Origin of the sequence: Massilibacillus massiliensis (assembly GCF_900086705.1) — a bacterium.
GTDB classification, from domain to species: domain Bacteria; phylum Bacillota; class Negativicutes; order FLKF01; family FLKF01; genus Massilibacillus; species Massilibacillus massiliensis.
The window spans coordinates 240695-263943 of the sequence record NZ_LT575483.1 but is presented as its reverse complement, the minus strand read 5'-3'; the positions used below and the strand labels follow the sequence as shown (position 1 = coordinate 263943).

Sequence of the window (23249 nt, the reverse complement as noted above, 5' to 3'; positions counted from 1 at the left end):
TAAAGGTTTTTGCAAAAGCCTTATGGATATATTATAATGGAGAACAAACTTGATTTCTTTGCCTAAGTTTGCAGGCTGTCTATCGCTTGCCTACTGAGTTTTATAGATAAAGTAAGTCAATTCGGTGTCATAAAAGGTAATAAGAAGAGTACTTTAAGTCATGGAAAAAATTATGTTCTTGGTAAGGCCAGTAAAATCAATGTTCTATGAAGGTGATACGGAGGAATAAAAAGTGATACTAGAAGATAATAGAGACGAGAAGATAAATATTAATTGGTTTCCTGGGCACATGGCAAAAGCACAGCGAATGATTAGAGAGAACCTAAAATTGGTTGATGTTGTAATTGAATTATTAGATGCAAGAATTCCGTACAGCAGTGCAAATCCAGTAATTAAAGAAATTATTTTGGATAAGCCACATATTGTTGCATTAAATAAAGCTGATTTGGCAGATTCACAAATGACTGAGAAATGGATTGCATTTTTTCGCAGTAAAAATATACAAGTCATTGCAATCGATTCGATAACTGGTAAAGGAACGAAGACACTTGTAAATAAAGTGGAGGCTTTAGCAAGAGAAAAAGCTAGTAAATTGGTAAATAAAGGTGCAAATGCAAGAGCATCTCGTGCAATGATTTTAGGAATTCCTAATGTTGGAAAGTCTTCTTTGATTAATCGATTACTTGGTTCTAGTGTTGTAAAGACAGCGGATAAACCTGGAGTTACGCGTGGAAAACAGTGGATTAAAATTGGTAAGAATTTAGAATTATTAGATACACCGGGTGTATTATGGCCTAAATTTCAAGATATAGAAGTTGGGCTTAAATTGGCGTTTACGGGAGCAATTAACGATGAGGTTTATGATATGGAAAAGGTTATGAATGCTTTTCTGCGAATTATGCGTGAATCGTATCCAACACGATTAATTGAACGTTATAAATTGAAAGATCAACTTCCTGACGATAGTGTTGAGATCTTAGAAATGATTGGCGTTAAACGTGGCTGTTTACGTAGTGGCGGTATAGTAGATCATGAAAAAGTAAGACGTATTATTCTAAATGAATTTAGAGCTGGAAAGTTAGGTCTAATTACATTAGACAATGTTATAGCTGAATAAGAAGATAAATGACTGATGATATTGTTGATTGTATCATCAGTTTTCTATTATTAAACAGGTTTTTTTATGTATTTAACGAATATAAGTATTTAGAAATTTTTGCGGAATTTTGGAGTGAAATGTCTATGATCGATCAAACACTATCAATTAAGGAAATTTGTGCGTTAGTTTTAGAAAAAAATATTTCTAAGGAACAAATTGATAAACTTCGGGAAGATACAAGATCCACTGTTGTACGTTTAGTGAAAAAATGGGATAAAGAACAAGCTGAATTAGAGCGGGTACAGAATTTATATTACAACGAATATCAATTTTTAAAAAACGGGTATGATGTAATTGCCGGAGTTGATGAGGCTGGTCGTGGTCCTTTAGCGGGGCCGGTTGTTGTGGCGGCGGTGATTTTGCCTTTGGGATTTCATATACCTAAAATTAATGATTCGAAAAAACTATCAGCAAAATTACGTGAAGAAATTTATCATAATATTATACAAAATGCGATTGCAATCGAAAGGGCAGTTATAAGTCAAGAAACAATTGATAAAATAAATATTTATCAATCTACTGTACAAGGGATGTATGAGGTAATTGATCATTTGAATCCGAGGCCTAAAGCGGTATTCATTGATGCAGTTCCGCTTGATAAGTTAACTATGCCTTCTCTATCACTTATAAAAGGAGATGCAATTAGTGCTTCAATCGCAGCGGCTTCTATTATTGCAAAAGTAGAGCGAGATAAAATTATGGATGAATTGGACCATGCATATCCGATGTATGGTTTTTCACAGCATAAAGGTTACGGGACAAAACAACACATTGAGGCGATTGGTAAATATGGACCGTGTCCAGTACATAGAAAATCTTTTGAGCCAATAAAGTCTTGGAGGAATTAAAATATGACGATGAATACTGTTGCAAGTGTGCCTAATTCCGTTGTGAATCAAGTTGAAAGAAATGATCCTACAACTATAAATACTACGAAAAATACAAATGAAGCTGGTGTTTCATCTCAACCTAAGGTGGAAGTGGATATTGAAAACTCAGTGAAAAATATGTTGGAAAATTTATCGAAAACGATATTGAATAAAAGTCTACCGGTACAAGAAATGCCTAAAGAATTACAAAAATTAATAAACAATATATTGCAAAATGCTTTTTCTGTAAATCAATCATTGGGACAAGGTATTGAAAGTTCTTTACAAAGTCAAAAAGCAGGTCTTGAACAATTAAATTTATTAGCAAAATTACTAGAACAGCTAGGAAATAAAATATCTGAAGAAGGAGCAGACAACGTATCGAATACATTAAAAACATTGCTGGTGAACACTAAATTGTTTGATGAACAAAACGGTAGAATATTGGATGGTACATCTATAAACAAGTTGGCTTTGCAACTATTAGAAAAGCAATCAACAGAGAATATAGATGATGTTTTGCAATTATTATTTATGCAAAATCAGCAAACTAGCATTTTGGGGCCTCAGCAGTCTACGAATTTAAATTTTTTAAAACAATTAATTAAGCAATTTATGCCTAGTCCGCAGAAAGGAGACGCATTTATTTCTTCTAACCAAGGTAAGCAAAATCTATACGAAGGTCAGCAGAATATAAATTCTGATAAAAGTTTAGCGTCTTTGATTAGAAAACCGAATGGTCAAGAAACAAACGCCGGTAAGCAAATTTTCACACGATCAAATCTACCGGAGCATCAAGAGGAAAGTAAAGTGCTGAGTAGACAGAATCAGTTGATGACAAGTCAATTGGAGGGAAAAAATACGTCAGCAAATAATAAGGGGACGATAAACTCAGATTCTATTCAAAAGAATGATGATAAGCAAGTGGGCTTGAATAGTAGGAATAATGATAAGCAAATAACACAGAATATGAATGTAAAATCTAATTCGATAGGAGAGAATACAAAGCAAAATAAAATGAGTCTGCCCATGGAAAATACGGATAAGACTATGCAATTAATGAAAAATATAGCAGGTCAGATTATAAATAGTAAAAATTTATCGATAAAAGAGCGAAGTTTATTAAAAAATTTTATAAATGATAAACAAGAAGTATTAAGTGAAAATGAAACGAAAAATTTACAGGTTTTAATAAAAATGAGCGAAGCAAATTTGCCGTCAATAGTTCGGCAGGCCGCAATTAGACGAAATATCCCGGAATTAGCGAAACTTTGGGTATTTGTTCAATTATGTGATTTAGCAGAAGTCGCCGATTTACCAGCGAATAAATTAAAAAATGCTAGTAAGAGTATCAGCGATTTTACAGGTTTGCTAAAAGAATCTATGCACAATGAAAATGAAGTGAATGGAAATCAACGATCTATGTCTTTTATGACGCCGTTATATTTAGGCGATAATAGACATTGTTATCCAACGTATATTCACATATATAATCAATCTGAAGATGGAAAAAATATGTGTGAAAATAAAAAGGAGACATGGTTTAGAATTTGTTTGTTGACAGAAAATGTTGGCGCTGTTGAACTTGTTTTTAGATTGTATGAGCAATCTAAATTGAATTTAAGAGTTGCATTTTCAGATCAAGATGCTGTACAGTCTTTTAACGAATATATGCCAGAAATTGAATCTGCCTTTAAAGATCTACCCATAGATCTGATAGATGTAAAGGTTAGTGCTATTGGTGATTAAAATGAATAATGAAGATAAAAATAAAAGCAAAACGCAAGTCGTCGCTCTAAAATATGATGAAAAGAATATTGCGCCTAAAGTAGTTGCAAAAGGAAAAGGTTATATTGCAGAAAACATTTTGAATGCTGCGAAACAAAACTCTGTTCCTATTTATCAAAATAAAACCTTAACCAGTATGCTTATGGCGGTTGACATCGATCGTGAAATTCCTCCGGAATTATATACGGCAGTTGCAGAAATTTTAGCATATGTTTACCGTATGGACCAAAAAACAAAAAATGCACCTAAAATTCGTCTTTAAATACTAAAAAAGGAAAATTCAAGAAGGAAGTTTTGAGTTTATATGGAATATAAAAAATAGGTATTTTTGTCATATTGAGGTGCATGGGCTTGAAGCATAATAAAATTTTAGGTGCTTTTGGTGAAGAATGTGCGGCTGCTTATTTACAGAGAAAAGGATATAAAATAATACATAGAAATTACACGGTGGATTTGGGTGAAATTGATATTATTTCTGCCTATAAAGATATGCTTGTATTTCTTGAAGTCAAAACAAGAAGAAGTATGATATATGGGCATCCTTCCCAAGCTGTTAATCATTATAAGCAATTAAAAATTATTCAAGTTGCGCAATGTTATCTGCAACAAACATGTCAATATAATAAAATTTGTCGTTTTGACGTAATGGAAGTATTTTATCGAAGTAAAGAAGACTTTCAAGTGAATCATATAGAGAATGCCTTTGAGCTTTAGCAAATAAAACAAAGGAGCTAGTAATGCGTGTTATTGTAGGAATTACAGGAGCTAGTGGCTCCATTTATGGAATTCGATTAATAGAAGTTTTAAAAAAAATAAATGCATGTGAAGTACATGCCGTTGTTACGAAAAGTGGTTGGCAGGTACTTAATTATGAATGTGGAATTACAAGAGAAAAGTTAAAGGAGAAGGTTGATCTATTGCACGACATAGATCATATCGGTGCTTCTATCGCAAGCGGATCTTTTAAAAATGATGCAATGATTATCGCGCCTTGTTCCATGAAAACATTGGCAAGTATTGCACATGGAATATCAGATAATTTATTGACACGTGCAGCAGATGTTACATTAAAAGAAGGACGGACATTAGTCCTTGTACCAAGAGAAACACCATTGAACGCAATTCATTTAGAAAATATGTTGAAATTAGCAACGCTAGGTGTCAAAATTATACCAGCTTGCCCAGCTTTTTATCATAAGCCTCAGAATTTACAAGATATTGTGGATATGCTTATAGGAAAAATTTGTGATAATATTCATATTGATCACAATTTATTTAAACGTTGGCAGGGAGATCTATAATTGGAGGTATCTAAATTATGTTTGCGCAAACATTTGGTTCAACAACAATTGGAGTAAATGGTAATTTGATTCATGTCGAAGTAGACGTTGCAAATGGTTTACCTAGTTTTGAGATTGTTGGTCTGCCGGATGCAGCAGTTAGAGAATCTAAAGAACGGGTAAGAGCAGCAATAAAAAATTCTGGATTAAAATTTCCAATGCGCAAAACAACAATTAATCTTGCCCCAGCAGATATAAAAAAGGATAGCTCTGGATTAGATTTGCCAATTGCAATTGGCATTTTATTGGCGAATGGAATTGTTTCGCAAAAATTCCAAGGAGAAACTATGTTTGTAGCGGAGTTGTCTTTAGAAGGAAAGCTCCGAGGCATTCATGGCATACTACCTATGGCAATTCATTGCTTAGAAAAAGGAATAAAAAATATTTTTGTAGCGCCAGAAAATGCAAATGAAGCTTTGCTTGTTGATGGCTTAACTGTTTATGCTCCTCATACACTTGGGGAGCTTATTGCTTTTTTTAGAGGAGATCGGGTTTTAAGTGAAGTAAAAAAAGAGGATATGCTGACAGAAAAAGCAGCTTTTCAAGAAGATTTCTCTGAAGTACAAGGTCAATTTATTGCAAAACGTGCTTTAGAAATTGCTGCTGCTGGAGGACATAATGTTTTAATGACTGGCCCGCCTGGTTCGGGTAAAACAATGCTTGCTAAGCGTGTGAGTTCGATATTGCCTGCGATGTCACAAGAGGAAGCTTTGGAAGTTACTAAAATTTATAGTGTTGCTGGATTATTAAATCAAGATATTGGTCTAATTACGAAGCGCCAATTTAGAAATCCACATCACACAATTTCTGCTGCAGGCATGATTGGAGGAGGTGGAATACCAAAACCTGGTGAGGTAACTTTGAGCCATAATGGCGTACTATTTTTAGATGAGCTGCCTGAATTTAGTAAATCTTCACTTGAAGTATTGAGACAACCTCTAGAAGATGGAGCTGTTACAATATCTCGTGTAAATGCATCAATTTCTTATCCGTCTAAATTTATGCTAATATCTTCTATGAATCCTTGTCCGTGCGGATATCAACTCCAAACTTGTAGTTGATTTGGATTGTCGTATCGAGATTATCATTTTCATCCTGGACAGTATTTACAACGATCGAATCGATCAACGTTTTAACAATCTCACGTTTTAATTCAAAATCTATTTCCTCTGTATCATCTATAAGTTTTTCTTTTAATTTTAATAACAAATCAATAATATTTGACTTCTGAATAGTAGTTACATTTTCTCTATGAAGATTCGATTCCAGATCTATGGCACGATTATTTAACGTGCTTTTTTCTATTTCTATCTTTGTAAGCTGTTTTTCAACGTCGTCAAAAGAAATTAGTTTCTTGCGGAAAAGGTCAAGGATGCGTTCTTTTTCTACCTCTATATCTTCGATGCTTTTACGTAGTAAATTTATTTCAAGGTCAATAGATTCTTTCAATTCTAAGAATTTAGTTTTATCTTCACTAATATGATCAATAACCACGTTCGGATGATGTATGAATGTTAAGCAATCGTTCCAAACAAATTCTTCAATCCATTGTGCATTTATAGTTTTATTTTCACAAAGACCTTGCGATGGTCCCTTGTAGGTGTTGTCACGACCGTTACAACGGTAGTAAGAATTTTTGCCGTTAGATGTTCCGTGATAGTTTAGGCCGCAACAACCGCATTTGACTAGACTGCGAAGGAGATAGTCATATTTTCTATTCCTAAATGCTTCAATGTAATTTTCTTTGATAACTTCCTGCGCACGATCCCAAACTTCTTCGCTTACGATAGCAGGGACCTTGCGTTCTATTAATTCACGGTCTTTTTTACTGCGTTTACCATACACGTGTATACCTTTGTAAACCGTACTTTTTAGCATGTTTAATATTCGGCTGGGTCGCCAGATACCGGCCGTGTTGATTTTCCTTTTCCCTTTTTTTATGGAGTTTTTATGAAGTACATAGGATGGGGGAATGTGCAGACTATTAAAATAATCAGCTATTTCGATTGTCGACATGTGATGCTCTACAGTAAGTTGATACATTAGACGAATTACGCTTGCTTCTGAAATATTAGTATTAGGAATTATCGCTTCATTTATGGTTAGTTTTTTTTCAACAATCTTATATCCATACGGAACTATTCCTCCAAGCCATTTTCCTTTACCAGCGGCACGATTTGCGCCACCCTGCAACCGTTCTAAAATATTTGTTCTTTCTAGATCGGCGACTCCGGCAAGAATTGTTAATAGGAAACTACCGGCAGGTGTACTGGTATCGAATGGTTCTGTCATTGATTTTACTTTAACTCCATATTGCTCCAACTCGTAAATTGCATTTAAAATAACTCTTGCAGTACGACCGAGTCGATCTAACTTGTAGATCAAGACAGTATCAAACTTTTTATCTTTTGCATCTTGAAGTAAACGAGCACCGTCTTCACGATCTTGGAGTGGGAGAGTACCGGTTACGCCATCATCTTTGTATATTTCAAATAGGTTTATTTCATGAAGATCGCAATATTTTTCAGCGAAGATGAGCTGTGCCTCAATAGTTCCTCTTTCAGCCTGGTCATCCGTTGATGTTCTTCCGTAAAATACGTTTATGGACATTTGTCATATCTCCTTTTAGCAAATTGGTACATATGTTCGTGTGAAATGTCATTTTAAAAGCGGTCATTAACCGCTTTTATCTTTTAGGTTTATATAATTGTGCAAGTGCGTTTAATCGTTTTTCATCTTCATATAGGTCTACTAACTCTGCCAAGTAGTCAAATGCATCAGCTAATTGTACGTCGTTCAGTTGATCAATGATTTTATGACATCTTTGCCGGTTGAGAGCAGTGTCAAAGTTGTTTTTAGTTATAATAATCACTCCTTAGTACGTATGTTCTGTTGGAACTTGAAAAATAAAAATGCCTTAAGCATTCTTATTTTTCATATAGATAACATTATTTTTTTAGTAAGCTAGATTCATATTGTTTAATTTTTTGACTTGTAATTTCATCGAGTTTCTGCTCAAGTTCATATATTTGTTGCCAAATTAAATGTATTGTTGTCTTATCAATAGTGTTTTTTAATTTTTCAAAGGATTTAATTAATGAAGCTTTAATGGAACGCTCACCGGGCCAATCTTCAGGAACGATTCTTGTGTCACTATCTGGAGAATACATGATTAAATATTTCTCAAAGTTTTTTCTTGCCATTGTCAGAGAATACTTACCATTAGGACCACCAAGAATTTGGTTAGCAGAAGAATCATCTTGACCATCGTCTTCCCAATGGCATAGAATACAAATTTCCCATTCATTTTGAGCTGTTAATGTTGGATATCCGCAACAAGGGCAGGGGAATCTCTTACTGATCACATTTATTCCTCCATTATTAATGACAAATAATACTCTACAAAAACGATCTAAATTTAATTACTACGGCCTGCAAACCTTGCAAGGTACATACCCTGCATTTATGACATCATCACGATCATTATAATAAACCTTATTACTTTCGTTCATGCGACTAACATATCTGCAGCCTGAATAGTGGAATTTACCTGTATTGGCATTTGCCACGTAAGTGGAGGCTAGGACAGGGGCAGCAATTGAAACAATGACTAGAGCTAGTACAAATAATGCAGTAAGTTTACGTTTCATGTTCTTAATCGGGTTAAACATTGAAATCATCTTCCTTCATTAAATTTTGTCTATGTTATCCGTTACCGGTTATTTTAGACTACTAGTAACTTTATTTTAATAATACTCTAGTACCATTGTCCTATACTGTAATATTTTGTCGAAAGCAAAAAATAAGATTAGAATAATTTCTATCCTTGGCTTACTTGTAAATTAATTCAACAATTAATGAATATAAAATATCTTTATAAGTAAGATTTCCTGGTGGCTCTGGAAGGCATAGAAAATACCACATCACACAGCCTCCTATAAAACTGAGGAGAAAGATAAAGAGTGTTTTCTTCATAATGGACCATCCTTAGTTTATTTTTCATTTAATTTGTTACTGGAGATTTGCTGAAAACCATCAATATGTTCTCTGGCGAAAGTAATGACATGATTATAGCATGATTCTTCAAACGTATTGGGTTTAATTTCCTTCCAAGGAGTATTTTTAATACAATTCCAATCATATATAAGTCTTCCTTGGCTATCATAATAAGAATATTTTATTGGATAAAACTTGTTATCTTTGACATTGATCGACTTGATCATAATGATATAAGATAATTTATCCCATTCGGCAAGATGATTATTTTGCTTATTCATATTGTTTACGAATAATTGGATGCCTTCTTCGCTATATTTGTCCTTTGAAGAAAAAGTTATTATATTTTTATCTATTGATTCTGGATTTTCTTGGGGTGTGCTGTATTTTATACTGTCATCATCAACATATACTATAACGTTTGAATTTGAGCCAACCCATTGCCAATTATCCGAGGCAAAAGCAGTACAAGAGAGTAGGGGCATGAGCAATAACGTTATTAATAAAGTTATTTTTTTCATAATGAGTACCATCCTTTATTAAATATATGTAATCCGTTAATTTATTTTATTGAATATATGGCTTAAAAACTAGTTTTTCCAAGATAATTCAATTAAACTTTTCCATTCTTCTAATACATCGGGCGGAACACTGATAATTAAAGTGTCTTGATTTTCAAAGAACAAAGTAACTGTAATATTGTTTGCAGATAAAATTCTTTGTACTATGCCAAGAGGAATGTTGTAGAGTGAAGCGTAACTATGGTATCCACCGTTTTTTAGAGGGGAATTTTTATGATAATAACTAGTAGGCAGATAAATATAACCGTCTATATTTACTTGTGGTGGAGTTGATGGGGGAAATATCCAATAGACATTTTTATCTCCTTTAGAAAAAGATAACTGAGTTTCTAGAGTAGAAGAATCTTTGTAGCTTAAATAGACTGAAAATTGGCTTTGAGGTTCAGTAAACTTACTTTCAAATACGCCAACTTTAGCTTCTGAAATATTACAAAATCCTAAAGTACAAATAATGGTTAACATTATAATGCAGAGAAATTTTTTCATAACAAGTACCATCCTTAGTTTATTAATGTAATTCGTTATTGGTTAAGAATCAAATAATAAAGCTATTACTTTTGATGCATAATCGTTTATTATAGTCAGTTTAGTCCAGCTTCTGCTTTTTATTGGAGAATAATCGCCTTGAAAAATAATTTTATCGTTAGCATCATATAAATCCGTAACCATAAGTTTATAATAGTAAACGTCATTTTCTTTTTTAAATTCAATAATATTCTTAGAATAATATTCGATAGGATCTTCAGGAGTGACCCTTTTCAGTGTTACTCTCTTACATACAGTATTTGTTGCTATATCTTTGTAAGATGATACGTTATTGATATCTATATATACATCTGAAGAATCATCAGATTTAAGCCAGTACCAATTTGGAGCTATATTATCAAAATTTAAGCTGTTTATTGATTCTGTAATTTTAGGAAGATTTTTTTCATAAGTGCTAATAGGGCATATATATAATATTGAATAAGGTGAATTGTTATGTATAATAATGTAATTTATCATTATCCTGTTTGAATCACTAAATTTTACCCAAAGTAATTTGTGATTATTAATATATATTTCACCTGAGCCTTTAAAGGTTGTATTTTGGAATAGATTGTTATTGCTATTATCTTGAACCCATTTTTTTATTAATTCATGTGGCCAATCTTCAATGGGGCGAAGAAATTCTTGTTGAACTTTTTGAGTGTAATTCATTCTGCTCGTCGATTTTGATATAGACAGTAATGATAGTCCATCTAATTTTGGATCGGCAATATTATTTACATCTTGATACTCAAAATCGCTAGGAACTAAAATGCTACAATGATCATTATCATTGTGATATAGCTTCATATCGCTTGCAAAGGCAGCAGGGGAGACAACTAGTAGTACAAACATAACTGCCATTAGCGAAGTTAATATTTTTTTCATATGAATACCATCCTTAGTTTTTGAATGACTTGCTCGCTATAATTTATTGTAGCTATTATAATGTTCAACAAGCTCCTTGGGAATTTTTATATGCGGTGCTCCCTGGGAATAGGAAACTAATTCGTAAATTTATAGTTTGAAAGCTGATTTCATATTCATTTTCCAAATATTCGTGAGATCGTTCTGAGAGTTTGCTCCTTGATTAACTCCAATGAAGAGGTATCCTGATGTTTTTCACGCAGGCTATCGCTATGTTCAATACAATAATTTAATTTATCTAAGGCACTTTTGGTTTCTTGAAGCGCGATTTGCATAGATTTGTGTATATCATTTTCTTCTATCGGAGGCAGGCCGTCTGACTTTATAGATATTTCTTCAGGGGTAATTGCAGGCTCGTCCCAATGTGCTTTAATTCCCTCATCATAGGAGTACATGAGCAAAGAGATTATGTTATTGGTCTCCTCAAATGGAATCCATATACCGCTTTTGGGTTTATAAGAATCATTATTTTTGGTTTTATACATTCTTTTAATAGAAACATATCGATTGCCTTTATTTCGAACTAATGATACTGATATCGCTTGCGTATCACTGAGCAATAAGTTGCCAATAGGTATTTCTTCCTCAACCGTAAAAGTTGGTTTCTGAGCTTCTTTAGTAGGCGCATTCTTTTTGTATGGCATAAAAATCACTTCCTTATTAGAGTTTGTTTCTGCAAGAACTTCAGTTTACTATATGTTCATTTTTCTTTTGTCTTGTCGGCGATATACGCTGAAAACCATAAAAAAAAGATAGAAGCTATAAAAATTATGGTAGTATTCATTCCATTTTTTCCCATATATATGCCAATAATAAACGCAATCCATAGAACTATAACAACTTTAATAAAAATGTTTTCCCTCATACAATCACCCTTAGTTCTTTTGTCCTAATTTATCGAATTATGTCGAAAGTCCCTAAAAATAACAACAACCTACACTAAATTCTCAAATTAGTCGTAGGTTTATTTTTTCCAGCCTTCTTCTAAAAAGCTAAGTATGTATTTTTGATCTACATTGCAAGAGTAGGAGAGGAGTTCTATAGAATATTCGTTCGCTTCGTTTTCTTTGCGTGTAGAAGAGAAGAACGTGCGCCCTGCCATGCAGTAGCTTACATAACCACGATGACAAAGAAAATGTGCAATTTCATGTCCTAGAACAGCTTTTCTTTGCCAATCGTTTAAATCTTCATTGATTACAATATATTTTCTTCGTAAAATTCGTCGCCACATACCATTGATACCGCCCGGGGTATTGCAAAATCTAACTTCAATTTTTAATTCTTTAGCTATACGATACGGATCTGTTGTATCGTATTTTTTTATGAGGTTTCTTACTCGTAGCGGGATATTCATTTCCGTTTATTTTTCTCTTTTGCATCCCAGTATAAGGCTTCAATGATTTTGGCGAGTTTTTCACGATCTTCTTGTGTTGCGATTTTACCATTGAGTGTATATTCTTCTTGTTCGATGAGTTTGATGAGTTCTTTAGGGCGTTTTTTAGATGGACTAGAAGAACTATCATTAATATTTGTTTCATTTTCAAGTAAGTAATCAATAGAAACATTGAAATACTCAGATAATTTTTTTAATACATCAGGACTAGGTTGTGCTCGGCCTAATTCATATTTAGAAATAGCTGCTTTTTGAACGTTTAAAATAGTACCTAATTCAGCTTGACTAATACCTTTCATGTTTCGTAATCGCCTAATTACATTCATATAACCACTCCTTGATCTTATAATAAAGTATCTGAATAGGATACACAACAAAAGTATCTATTATGGATATAAAATTCGAATATGTATCTTGACAAGATACATATTCGAATATATAATTGAAGTATCTTAACAAGACACAAAAGTGAAGAAGGTGAAAAGATGTTTGAAAGGTTAAGAGAATTAAGACTCGAAAAAGGTTATACTTGTGAAAAAATGGCTGAATTGATGGGACTGGAGACCAAGTCAGCCTATAGTAAAAAAGAATTAGGGCAAACAAAAATATCTTTAGAGGATGCAAAAAAAATATCAGATATTTTAGGTCATAGTCTTTATGATATTTTTTTTGAAAACGAAGTATCTTTAAAAGATACAAAAACCACAGCGTAGGGAGTGAGAGGAAGTATGCAAAAACTCATGCTTGGCATAGCAATCTTAGGAGGCGTTTCTTGTGTACTAGATATATATTACGGCAACATAGGCGATTACTATTTGGCTTGGAGCTGGTCATGTCCAACAGTATTTAGTGTATCCATGATTGCCTTGTACTTAATGGGTCATCGATAATATTAAATTTCTGGTTTATATCCTAGGGGCTTGCCAGCCCGTTTATAGACAATGTTGTAGGCCTGTTTACATATTTGAATTCTTGATTTAGCAAATGATTTTTCGTCTATTGCTTCGTTTCTTTGGTAACATTTCTCTACTGATTTTTGCAATGAAAACATTTCGTTGTAATGAAGGGCAATCATGTTAAAGTCTTTAGCCGGAATTCTTGTAAACATGGCATCAAATTTAATTTTATTCCAATCGTTATTCACGAAATCGGCAGTGGATATTACATCTAAAGCATTTTTACGATCTTCAGGGGCAAGATCTTGGAGAAGAATTGTAAGCCATGTTTTGTGGCGATTAATTTCAATAAGTAGTGATAAACAGGAAATACGAAGATGTCTCCATTCCCGATATTGGTTATAAGCAAAAATCACAACAGTAACGAGAGCTGTTGAAGTAAATAATGATTTTATAAATTCTGACATATGAATTCCTCCTTTGATATAAATTAATATATTTCGACAGGAGGAAACAATTTCCTTTTGGTTTTCAAAGAGCAATGAAGGGAGGTGTTAGTATGGCCACAAGACCAAGAAAAATGCCGAAAGTAATTCGAAATTTTCATCCTGATAATAGCAACAATCCAAAATTAATGAGCACGATTATTGAAAAAGTTTTGGGTGTTAAAGTAAAGTGTCGCAATATTACCGATGGTGAATGTATAAGACAAAAGTAATTATCAAAAAGAAAAGCCCATCAAATGACGGACTAATTATTAGGTGAGGTAACTCCTTAAGTATTATTTTACTCGTTATGGAAGGGGGTGACATGTAATGAATTGCCACGTAAATGATTACAATAGCGTAAATAATTACGAATTGGACAGTCCCAAAAGAAAGTATAGTGAGTTTGGAGTGATATTGAAATCAGCAAGAGAAGCAAAAGGCTGGACAATTATACAGCTCTATATGAATGTGAATCAATTAAGCAGTAAGGGAAATCAGATTATATCTTATGAATCGCTACTTCGTTGGGAACGAGGTTTAGGAATACCGCAGATTGAGTCAACGGTAGCCTTGGCGAGAGTACTGAGCAAGCCTGAAATAATTCAGCTAAGAATAGAAGCGATAGAGCTTTGCAAGAGAAAAGAAAAAACCGCTTGCACTGCAATGCAAACGGTCGTATAGAAAATAATTTACATCTAGATTATAGCATGTACCTATTAAAAAATAAAGCGAGGTAAAAAACATGATTATTGTTAAAGATTTTGGAACGCAATCCCTTTATGAAACGAATGAACTAGTTAAAGTTCTAAGTAAAGATATTGATCTCATAATTATAAATGGAATAAATATCAACGCAAAACACGTTAGAGATTTTAGTTTTAATAAAGGGCCTTGTGAAAGTTGTGTAATTTCGCTGCATTTGAGTCTTTGTGCAAGTGCCGGAAGTGTTATTGATGTTGAGGTAGAGTCAAGTCAATTCATTGCAATTGAAAAATATTACGACGAAATTGAAAAGGTTTTGGAAATTGAAATTCGAGGGGAGTAGAAACTCATGAGAAAAATTCAATTTTATTATGTTGGAACAATTAAAGGTCTTATTAAAGCATCGAGAGCGAAAGGGGCAAATAAGAATGCTAAATTGGGACGTACTTATTGATCATTTAGCTTTAATTTCATTGCTTGTGCTTAGTGGCTATGTTGTCGAATGGTTGGTGAGGTAGTTGAAAAGAACACAGCGTATGGTTAGATTTCAACGCTTATATAAGGTCAATTGCATTGTTGAGATGTACAAGTCCTACATTGCGACGGAAACGGATTGTGTTTATATACGGATTTTAAAAGGTAAATTGGCAAGATGGGAAAGTGAATTGAACGGTTTAAAAAGAATGCTAGGGATTAAAAGGAGAGTGTGCTAGATGAAATTACTATCTTTAAAACTTAAAAATTTTAAAGGAATTCGTGAATTTGAACTAATTACAAATGGTACGAATATTGATATCTTCGGTGATAATGCAACTGGTAAAACTACAATATTTGATGCTTTAATTTGGCTTTTATTTAATAAGGATAGTCAAAACAGAAACGATTTTGAAATAAAAACCTTAGATCAAGCTGGTTCTGCCATTCATCGTTTAGAGCATGAAGTTGAAGGCAAATTTTTAATTGACGGCAGGGCTGTTACTCTTCGTAAAGTTTATAAAGAGAAATGGACCCGTAGGCGTGGACAGGCTATTGAAAATTTTGACGGTCATACAACCGATTATTTTATCGATGATGTGCCGCTTAAGACAAAACGGGAATACGATTCTTTTATTTCTAATTTGGTCGATGAAAAAGTATTTAAACTTCTTACGAATCCACTCTTCTTCAATGAAAATATTGAATGGGGTGAACGAAGAAATATTATTCTTGAAATTTGCGGTGATGTTTCTGCAGATGAAGTTCTTGAAAAAAATGAAATGCTAGTAAGTTTAAAACAGTATCTGAATGAGGGTAAAAGTATTGCAGATTTAAAAGCAATGGCAAGCGCTAAACAATCAAAAATCAATGCTGAATTAAAGATGATACCAGTTCGTATTAGTGAATTGCAAAACAGTTTACAAGAAGTTTCTACCGAAAATGTAAATGAAATTAAACTTCAAGCGGATCTTGGGAATGCTAGACAGTTACTAGAAAGTAAAAACCAAGAAATTCTACTTGCTGAAAATGGTGGAGCAGTTACACAGTTTCAAATTGAAATCAAACAGATTGATAGTCAAATACAAGGTTTAATCAATAATTTAAATGCTGTAAACAACGAAAAGAAAGAGCAGTTACAAGAACAATTTTTTAACTTAAATAATAAGAAAAATGAGCTTAGTAACTTAATATCAAGTAATGAATATAAACAAAATCAGCTTAATGATGCAATTAAAAAGGCTGAAGATACTCGGAATGAATTACTTGCTGAATGGAATCAGATTAATTGTCAGGAATTTTTGGTAGCAGAAAATACAAATGATTGTACTTGTGGTTTTTGTGGACAAGCATTGCCAAGTGAAATGATTGAAGCTAGTCGTGAAAAAGTAGAAAAAGAGCGTGAAGGTTTTAATCTAAATAAGGCTAACAGATTACAAAGTATCAATGAACGAGGCAAAAATAATTCTGAGAAAATTGCTGATAGCAATCAACAGTTAGCCCAGTTAGCAGGAGAATTAGCAGTTTTAAAATCTAAATTAGAATTAGTAGAAAAAGAAATAAGTCAAATCTCTACAGAGCTTGAGTCCGTAAAAAACTCAATTGTAACTACTTCACCAGCAGCTGGAGCACTTAAACGCCAGCAAGATGAAATTCGTATAAAGATTAACGATATTCAAAATACACAAGTGGAAGTAATTGAAAATCTTAAATCGGATCGTATTAAATTACAAAATAACATTGTTGCATTAGAAGGTCGTTTAGCTTCATTCAATCAATTTCAGAGTGTTAATAAACGCATAAAAGAACTTGAAGAACAACAGGTGAAATTAGCTGTTGAATATGAGCAGCTTACACAACAAATTTATTTAACTGAAGAATTTACAAAACGTAAGGTAGATATGCTGCAAGAGAGAATAAACAGTAAGTTTGCGTTAGCACGTTTTAAGATGTTTAAAGAAAATGTTACAAATGATGGTATTGCGGAATGCTGCGAAACAACATTCAATGGAGTTTCCTATAAAGATTTAAACAATGCTGCAAAAATTAATGTTGGATTAGATATCATCCGTACATTAGCTGCTTATTATAAGTTTGAAGCACCAATATTTGTTGATAATGCCGAAGCAGTAACAAAACTCATTAGCTTGGGAGATACGCAAATCATTCGGTTGGTAGTAAGTGAACAAGATAAAGTGCTTCGGATTGATTGTAAAGATAATGTACTGAAGGAGGCTATCTAAAATGAACAGTTTTAAAGATTCACGAGGTCATTTGTGGGTAGCTTGTAGTGAATGTGATCGTGGCGGAAATGGTTCTGCTAATGATAAATGTTCAGCAGGTTGGAAACATAAGAAGTTTCGTGGTGAGGGATGTTTTTGCGGAGATCTGATTGAGAAATTCAAAAAGGAGGCTATCTAAGATGGCAACAAAAGAGATCGAAAAAGTACATGAAAACATGAGTGAACGTTTTACAACAGCGGTGTTAAAAGAATTTGGAACAAGTGTCAGTGGTGCAGTACAAGCCACTGACTACCAAAGGAATTTAGTCCAAGGTTACTTTATTGCAATTGATCGAATGCTGAATGATTTAGAAGCCGATCGTATCCGCAAGAATGAAAAAAATACGGACCATAAATATGACAATACGATTGCTTATACATGGGCTAACATCAATATGGCTACTCTTGCACGGGATGTAATGTGTCATTCAAAAATGGGCCTAGATATGTTGGCAGCTAATCATCTATTCGCTATCCCTTATAAGAATAGTAAGACTAGGAAATATGATCTTGGTTTTATCAAAGGTTATGAAGGAATTAAGATGCTCGTTGAAAAGTATGCGCTGATTACACCAAAAGCTGTAACGATTGAAGTAGTGTATAAAAATGATTCATTTAAACCTCTTAAAAAGTGCCGAGATAATGCAGTAGAAAGTTATCTTTTTGAAGTAGATAATCCTTTTGATCGTGGTGAGATTGTTGGTGGTTTTGGGTATGTAGAGTATGATGATCCATCACTTAATAAACTTTTTACAATGACTATGAGAGATATTGAAAAACGTAAACCTCAATATGCTGCTGCCGAGTTTTGGGGCGGTGAAAAAGACGAATATAAAAATGGCAGAAAGACTGGTAATAAAATTGAAGTTGATGGCTGGAAGGATGAAATGGTTACTAAATCATTAATTCGTCATGTATATGGTAAATTGCCGCTTGATCCGAAAAAGATTGATGATGATTTTAAATATATTCAACAACGTGAAGCTGAATATAAAGATGTTGAAATTCACAATGAAATTGCCGAAAAAGCCAATAAAGAGCCTCTTAACATTACACCTGATAAACCTATTGAACCAGAGAAGATTGAACAGGCTTTACCATCGGATCCGCAAACAGTTGAAGAAACGCGGCGACTTTTTCAAGAAGAAGCGCCCGCTCGTGGTAATTGGTGATGATTAATATAAAGGTAATTGCATCTAGTAGCGCAGGGAATTGCTATCGTGTTGAAGATGGACAAACATCCCTGCTCCTAGAGGCAGGCTTACCAATTAAAAAGATACAGCAGGCCCTATATTTCACTGTAAGTCATATCCGGGCATGTTTGGTTACGCATGAGCATAAAGACCATGCACAGGCAGTACAGGACATTATTACACTAGGTGTCGAGTGTTATATGAGTGAAGGGACGGCAAAGGCTTTAGGAGTTAACGACAATAAGGTGAAAATAATATCAGCTGGTGAAGTTTTTAATATAGGTACATGGAAAGTCCTTGCGTTCGAAGTAAATCATGATTGCGCTGAACCGCTTGGTTATTTATTACTTAGTCAAGTGACTGGTGAACGCCTTGTATTTATAACTGATAGTTACTACGTAAAGCATAAATTTAAGGATCTAAATTACATCATGGTTGAGTGTAATTATGCTGCTGATATTATGAATCAAAATGTTATTGATGGTCTTGTTGCTGAAAGCATGAGAAGTAGAATATTACGTTCTCATTTTAGTTTAGATAACGTAAAAGAGTTTTTAAGATCGAATGATTTAAGTGGAGTTAAAGAAATACACTTGCTACATTTATCGGATCATAACAGCGATGAAGAAAGGTTTAAGAAAGAAATTACGGCTGTAAGTGGTAGACCGGTATATGTTGCGCAGAAGTAGGTGAAACAGTGGCAGAGAAAAAATATTATTGGCTCAAGTTAAAAAATGACTTCTTCACTCAAAAAGAAATCAAGAAGCTTCGCAAAATCGCTGGTGGTGATACATACACCGTCATTTACTTAAAAATTCAACTGTTAAGTCTACAAAATGGTGGGAAAATACTTTTTGATCATGTGGAAGATAGCTTTGCGGAAGAACTCGCCTTAGAACTAGATGAAGATGTTGAAAATGTGACCGTTACATTATCGTTTTTAGAAAGATATAAATTAATTGAAAAAGTCGAAACTAATGAATTTTTGCTTACTGAAACCGTAAAATGCATAGGCAGTGAAAGTACAAGTGCTGAAAGAGTTCGTAAGCATCGACAAGGTAAGAAATTGTTACAATGTAACGCACCTGTAACAATTGGTAACACAGAGATAGAGAAAGATATAGAGTTAGAGAAAGAGATAGATACAGAGTTAGAGTTAGAACCCCCAAAGCTCCCTAAAAAACGAAAATCAAAAAAACAGCTTGAAACTCCAACGGTGCAAAAGCACCAGTACGCAGAATTTGTGGCTATGACCAATGCTGAATATCAAGCACTCGTAGACAACGAGCGTCTGGGAACGCACACCGCAGTAAATCGCTGCATTGAGATTTTGGACAACTGGAAAGGGGCTAATGGTAAGAAGTACAAGAGTGATTACAGAGCTATTCTTACGTGGGTTATTGATCGTTATGAAGAGGAAAAACAGCGAGAGAATAGACTAAATACATATAATCAAAAAACTTCCGGTGGAGGATTAAATCCTCAAGCTGAAATGGCAAGACGGGCAATAGAAATGCTGAAGCAGCAGAAAGGGCAAGATGATGAATCATGAAGCTGAAATAATTCAAACTCTAACCCCATATCTTATGGCATTTCCTCAGTCGAAAATGAATGAAGGTAGCTTGATTGTTTATTCTAGAGCATTAAGTAGTTTGTCAATCGCTGAAATTGATGCAGCAATGCTAAAGCTGATGCGAACAGTAAAATTCTTTCCAAGTGTAGCAGAGATATTTGACCAGGTTGAAAATGTGAAGAACTTTGCAAGTCGTTGTGAAATTAAATCTTCTGATGAAGCATGGCGTGAAGTATTGCAAGAGGTACATGATGCATTTATTTATCGCAAGCCAGTGTTTAGCTCAAAAGAGGTTGAAATGGCAGCGTTAAACATGGGATGGACTGCACTTTGCAATCTTGAAACAGATGATATGAATACAGCCAGAGCACAGTTTGTAAGATTTTATGAAAGTGTACTTAATCGCACGAAAGATCGAAAAATAAATATTGAAGTTTTAAATTCTTTGCCAGAAAATTATGTTAAAAAATTAGTTGGATCGGTAAGTGATAAATTGAAACTGGTACAAGGTGGTATAACATGATGAAACCTATTCTTCGATGGCCGGGCAGTAAGTGGCGTATGGCAAATTTCATCTGCCGTAAGATACCACGGCACGATGTTTACTGTGAGCCTTTTTTTGGATCAGGAGCAGTTTTTTTTACAAAGAATCCGTCTGGAACGGAAACTATAAATGATATAGATAGAGATGTGGTGAACCTTTTTAGGGTTGTGCGTAACTCAGCAGATGAGCTGGCTCGAGTATTAGAAATGACTCCATACAGTCGCGAGGAGTATAAAGCAAGTCAAATAGACAGTGTGGATGAAATAGAACAAGCTCGGCGGTTCTTGGTGCGTACCTGGCAAGGATTTGGAGCAAAGACTGCAAACATGAGCGGATGGAATAACGACCGCACGAATCAACGTTTTATGCCGCGATATTGGGCAATCTTGCCGCAAAGAATACTAGAAACAGTTACTCGTCTCAAGATGGCGCAGATTGAACATGCGGATGCACTGGACGTGATCGAAATGTATAACCATAGAAATGCGTTGTTTTATATCGATCCACCGTATCTGATCGAAACACGAACCCAGCTACATTATAAATGTGAATTTAGCTCAAAAGAAAAACACTTTGAACTTTTAGAGCTTTGCAGGAAGCATACGGGACCATGCATCATATCTAGTTATGAAAATGATTTATACAATGCCAGACTTGATGGTTGGGTAAAAAGATCGATGAATGTTGCAATTACTCGTGGTACTCGGACAGAGACTATATATCTAAATCAAGCATGCGCGAAAGAAATGAGCTTATTTGCTCAAGGGTAAAGGATATAGTAACATAATTCAATCTGTGTCCAATAATTATCCAAAAATAAAATGTAAAAGTGAAAGGAGTAAGAGGTTTGGTCGACCGGAAACAGCTGTTTACTCTAAGTAACAAAAATGAAAATATTAGTAGCTTGCGAGGAAAGTCAAGCTGTAACGATTGAGTTAAGAAAATTAGGTCATGAAGCATATAGTTGCGATGTTGAACCGTGTAGTGGTGGACATCCGGAATGGCATATAAGAAAAGATGCATTAGCAATAATAAACGGTAAATCAGAATTTTTTACCGATGATTATATTATGCACGCAATATATAGTCGGTGGGATATGATCATAGCATTTCCTCCGTGTACTTATCTAACTAATGCAGGAGCTGTACGGCTGCGCGTAAACGGAGTAATTCAAGAGAATAGAATGGAAAAGGCTAGAGCTGCAAAAACATTTTTCATGCAATTCTATAATGCAGACTCTCCACTAATTGCAATAGAAAATCCTTTGCCTGGTAAAATTCATGGACTTCCTCCGTATTCACAAATTATTGAACCATATATGTTTGGGGACCCGTGGAAAAAAAGAACGTGTCTTTGGCTACGTGGGCTGCCGCAACTCAAAGCAACCAAAAAAGTAGAACCAAAAGGGCTTTGGGTAGGGAGTACAAGTTCTAGGCGTGACGCAGCTATATACAGTAAGTACGAGTTATCTTCAAATAGGAATTCAAAAATTAGATCAAAAACATTCCCCGGAATAGCCAAAGCAATGGCAATGCAGTGGGCGGGTGAAGTAATAAATTAATATCGACAAGGTAAAGAACAAAAAAAATAAGACAAGCTTTTAGCCTGTCTTATTAGGGAGTAATGAAAAATGTAAACTGGTCTTATAAAACATTGAAGAGAGGAGCAAGATTAAGTAGGTTGTGCTAATCTTGCCAGAATAGAGTTCCTATATTTTATTTTGCCCTTATTTCAAGATTTTATACAAGCAGATAAAAATAATTAGATATTATTTTTCTAAGGAGTTATGTGGATGGAACAAATAAAAATTACAATTCCAATACGATTACCGGGACTAAATGAATATATAGATGTTTGCAGAGGTAATAAGTACGCAGCTTCAGAGTTTAAACAGCAAATTGAAGATGATTGCTTAATCTTCATTAAAGCGGATTTAAGAGGTCGCAAATTTAGTAGTATAGGTATCACATTCAACTGGTTTGAAAAAGATCGTAAAAGGGATAAGGACAACATATGTTTCGCTAAGAAGTTTATATTAGATGCGATGCAAAAAGGGCGGATTCTTGTTAATGACGGCTGGTCACAAATACGATATTTTCGTGATGAATTCTATGTTGATAAAAATAATCCACGTGTTGAAGTTATAATAACGCCTTAGAATTCAATGGAAATTTCAGCATGTTTCTGGATTTAAATCGTATATTTGGGTAGCGTATTAAAAAAAGGAGTGTGATGTAGATGGACATATTTTTTTCGTACAAAATAGGAGCTGGGGCGGAAGTGGCCGAGGATGAAAGCGAGATTCCATATGAGTGTTATTCTCAAATTAGATTTGAAGAAGCTGAGAATGAAATGTCACAAGAGGAATTAAATAAACATCATAGAGAGTTGGTCAGTTGTGTTGCAGATACATTTAATGTAGATAGTAAGTATGTAATTCCAATAAGCAATGAAGAATACGAAAAGAAAATGAATGAAGCAGATTATGGCACATCAGAAGTGCTGAATTAACTAT

General features: G+C 34.1%; 30 protein-coding genes and 1 pseudogene. 21 read left to right on the top strand and 10 right to left on the bottom strand.

Going from position 1 to position 23249, the window contains the following annotated elements; genetic code table 11:
* Positions 1-232: 232 nt before the first annotated feature.
* The 7 genes and pseudogenes from ylqF to BN6559_RS01360 all read left to right on the top strand — a co-directional run.
* Positions 233-1117 (top strand): ribosome biogenesis GTPase YlqF, encoded by an 885-nt coding sequence (ylqF, locus tag BN6559_RS01390; protein ID WP_110953083.1) that lies wholly within the window; start codon positions 233-235, stop codon positions 1115-1117.
* Positions 1118-1242: 125 nt separating this feature from the next.
* The gene (locus BN6559_RS01385) at positions 1243-2007 is read left to right on the top strand and encodes a ribonuclease HII (protein WP_110956220.1); all 765 of its coding nucleotides are present in this window, start codon (positions 1243-1245) and stop codon (positions 2005-2007) included.
* 3 nt (positions 2008-2010) lie between these two features.
* The gene (locus BN6559_RS01380; protein WP_110953082.1) at positions 2011-3777 is read left to right on the top strand and encodes a hypothetical protein; all 1767 of its coding nucleotides are present in this window, start codon (positions 2011-2013) and stop codon (positions 3775-3777) included.
* A gap of 1 nt (position 3778) precedes the next feature.
* A complete protein-coding gene (locus BN6559_RS01375) occupies positions 3779-4078 on the top strand; it encodes an EscU/YscU/HrcU family type III secretion system export apparatus switch protein (protein WP_110953081.1) in 300 nt (99 codons plus the stop codon).
* An 89-nt stretch (positions 4079-4167) separates the two neighbouring features.
* Positions 4168-4530, top strand: coding sequence for a YraN family protein (locus BN6559_RS01370; RefSeq protein WP_234407789.1), 363 nt, complete (start codon positions 4168-4170; stop codon positions 4528-4530).
* A gap of 23 nt (positions 4531-4553) precedes the next feature.
* Positions 4554-5117, top strand: coding sequence for a UbiX family flavin prenyltransferase (locus BN6559_RS01365; protein WP_110953079.1), 564 nt, complete (start codon positions 4554-4556; stop codon positions 5115-5117).
* A 17-nt stretch (positions 5118-5134) separates the two neighbouring features.
* Positions 5135-6196: pseudogene (locus tag BN6559_RS01360) on the top strand (YifB family Mg chelatase-like AAA ATPase); the annotation flags it as partial.
* On the opposite strand, the gene BN6559_RS01355 reads toward BN6559_RS01360, so the two are convergent.
* The 9 genes from BN6559_RS01355 to BN6559_RS01315 form a co-directional block, all read right to left on the bottom strand.
* Complete coding sequence (locus BN6559_RS01355; protein ID WP_110953077.1) at positions 6171-7766, bottom strand: recombinase family protein; 1596 nt, start codon at positions 7764-7766, stop codon at positions 6171-6173. The pseudogene BN6559_RS01360 and the gene BN6559_RS01355 sit on opposite strands and share 26 nt — an antisense overlap.
* A gap of 338 nt (positions 7767-8104) precedes the next feature.
* Positions 8105-8521, bottom strand: a complete 417-nt coding sequence (locus tag BN6559_RS01350) for a CPCC family cysteine-rich protein (RefSeq protein WP_199883668.1) — start codon at positions 8519-8521, stop codon at positions 8105-8107.
* A 60-nt stretch (positions 8522-8581) separates the two neighbouring features.
* Positions 8582-8827: an Ada metal-binding domain-containing protein gene (locus tag BN6559_RS01345; protein ID WP_199883667.1), complete on the bottom strand. Its 246-nt coding sequence runs from the start codon at positions 8825-8827 to the stop codon at positions 8582-8584.
* A 321-nt stretch (positions 8828-9148) separates the two neighbouring features.
* Positions 9149-9673, bottom strand: coding sequence for a hypothetical protein (locus BN6559_RS01340; protein ID WP_110953075.1), 525 nt, complete (start codon positions 9671-9673; stop codon positions 9149-9151).
* Positions 9674-9742: 69 nt separating this feature from the next.
* On the bottom strand, positions 9743-10219 hold the full coding sequence (locus BN6559_RS01335; protein WP_110953074.1) for a hypothetical protein: 477 nt from the start codon (positions 10217-10219) through the stop codon (positions 9743-9745).
* Positions 10220-10261: 42 nt separating this feature from the next.
* Complete coding sequence (locus BN6559_RS01330) at positions 10262-11149, bottom strand: hypothetical protein (RefSeq protein WP_110953073.1); 888 nt, start codon at positions 11147-11149, stop codon at positions 10262-10264.
* A gap of 155 nt (positions 11150-11304) precedes the next feature.
* Positions 11305-11832, bottom strand: a complete 528-nt coding sequence (locus tag BN6559_RS01325) for a hypothetical protein (protein ID WP_110953072.1) — start codon at positions 11830-11832, stop codon at positions 11305-11307.
* A 320-nt stretch (positions 11833-12152) separates the two neighbouring features.
* Positions 12153-12542 carry an ImmA/IrrE family metallo-endopeptidase gene (locus BN6559_RS01320; RefSeq protein ID WP_110953071.1) on the bottom strand — a complete coding sequence of 130 codons (390 nt, stop codon included), beginning with the start codon at positions 12540-12542 and terminating at the stop codon, positions 12153-12155.
* The gene (locus BN6559_RS01315) at positions 12539-12907 is read right to left on the bottom strand and encodes a helix-turn-helix domain-containing protein (protein WP_110953070.1); all 369 of its coding nucleotides are present in this window, start codon (positions 12905-12907) and stop codon (positions 12539-12541) included. The genes BN6559_RS01320 and BN6559_RS01315 overlap by 4 nt, the downstream gene beginning before the upstream one ends.
* Positions 12908-13066: 159 nt before the next feature.
* On the opposite strand from BN6559_RS01315, the gene BN6559_RS01310 reads away from it, so the two are divergent.
* Positions 13067-13294, top strand: coding sequence for a helix-turn-helix transcriptional regulator (locus BN6559_RS01310; RefSeq protein WP_110953069.1), 228 nt, complete (start codon positions 13067-13069; stop codon positions 13292-13294).
* Between the two features lie 179 nt (positions 13295-13473).
* Here the strand turns inward: BN6559_RS01310 and BN6559_RS01305 are convergent, their stop codons facing one another.
* The gene (locus tag BN6559_RS01305) at positions 13474-13944 is read right to left on the bottom strand and encodes a hypothetical protein (RefSeq protein WP_110953068.1); all 471 of its coding nucleotides are present in this window, start codon (positions 13942-13944) and stop codon (positions 13474-13476) included.
* 92 nt (positions 13945-14036) lie between these two features.
* Between BN6559_RS01305 and BN6559_RS19145 the strand changes: the two genes are divergently transcribed.
* The 13 genes from BN6559_RS19145 to BN6559_RS01250 all read left to right on the top strand — a co-directional run bounded on the left by BN6559_RS19145 (position 14037) and on the right by BN6559_RS01250 (position 23245).
* On the top strand, positions 14037-14195 hold the full coding sequence (locus BN6559_RS19145; RefSeq protein WP_199883665.1) for a hypothetical protein: 159 nt from the start codon (positions 14037-14039) through the stop codon (positions 14193-14195).
* Between the two features lie 97 nt (positions 14196-14292).
* The gene (locus BN6559_RS01300) at positions 14293-14646 is read left to right on the top strand and encodes a helix-turn-helix domain-containing protein (RefSeq protein ID WP_110953067.1); all 354 of its coding nucleotides are present in this window, start codon (positions 14293-14295) and stop codon (positions 14644-14646) included.
* A 61-nt stretch (positions 14647-14707) separates the two neighbouring features.
* Positions 14708-15010: a hypothetical protein gene (locus BN6559_RS01295; protein WP_110953066.1), complete on the top strand. Its 303-nt coding sequence runs from the start codon at positions 14708-14710 to the stop codon at positions 15008-15010.
* A 370-nt stretch (positions 15011-15380) separates the two neighbouring features.
* Positions 15381-17384: an AAA family ATPase gene (locus BN6559_RS01290; RefSeq protein WP_110953065.1), complete on the top strand. Its 2004-nt coding sequence runs from the start codon at positions 15381-15383 to the stop codon at positions 17382-17384.
* Position 17385: 1 nt separating this feature from the next.
* Entirely contained in the window at positions 17386-17562 is a 177-nt protein-coding gene (locus tag BN6559_RS19140; RefSeq protein WP_199883664.1) for a hypothetical protein, read from the top strand.
* A gap of 1 nt (position 17563) precedes the next feature.
* Positions 17564-18595: a recombinase RecT gene (locus BN6559_RS01285; RefSeq protein WP_110953064.1), complete on the top strand. Its 1032-nt coding sequence runs from the start codon at positions 17564-17566 to the stop codon at positions 18593-18595.
* The gene (locus BN6559_RS01280; RefSeq protein WP_110953063.1) at positions 18595-19305 is read left to right on the top strand and encodes an MBL fold metallo-hydrolase; all 711 of its coding nucleotides are present in this window, start codon (positions 18595-18597) and stop codon (positions 19303-19305) included. The genes BN6559_RS01285 and BN6559_RS01280 overlap by 1 nt, the downstream gene beginning before the upstream one ends.
* Positions 19306-19313: 8 nt before the next feature.
* Complete coding sequence (locus tag BN6559_RS01275) at positions 19314-20168, top strand: phage replisome organizer N-terminal domain-containing protein (protein WP_110953062.1); 855 nt, start codon at positions 19314-19316, stop codon at positions 20166-20168.
* Positions 20155-20712, top strand: coding sequence for an isoprenoid biosynthesis enzyme family protein (locus BN6559_RS01270; protein WP_110953061.1), 558 nt, complete (start codon positions 20155-20157; stop codon positions 20710-20712). The genes BN6559_RS01275 and BN6559_RS01270 overlap by 14 nt, the downstream gene beginning before the upstream one ends.
* Entirely contained in the window at positions 20709-21503 is a 795-nt protein-coding gene (locus BN6559_RS01265; RefSeq protein ID WP_110953060.1) for a DNA adenine methylase, read from the top strand. Before BN6559_RS01270 ends, BN6559_RS01265 begins: the two co-directional genes overlap by 4 nt.
* Before the next feature lie 117 nt (positions 21504-21620).
* Positions 21621-22295, top strand: coding sequence for a DNA cytosine methyltransferase (locus BN6559_RS01260; RefSeq protein ID WP_110953059.1), 675 nt, complete (start codon positions 21621-21623; stop codon positions 22293-22295).
* Between the two features lie 231 nt (positions 22296-22526).
* Positions 22527-22892, top strand: coding sequence for a RusA family crossover junction endodeoxyribonuclease (locus BN6559_RS01255; protein ID WP_199883663.1), 366 nt, complete (start codon positions 22527-22529; stop codon positions 22890-22892).
* Positions 22893-22972: 80 nt separating this feature from the next.
* Positions 22973-23245: a hypothetical protein gene (locus BN6559_RS01250; protein ID WP_110953057.1), complete on the top strand. Its 273-nt coding sequence runs from the start codon at positions 22973-22975 to the stop codon at positions 23243-23245.
* The last annotated feature ends 4 nt before the right edge of the window (positions 23246-23249 follow it).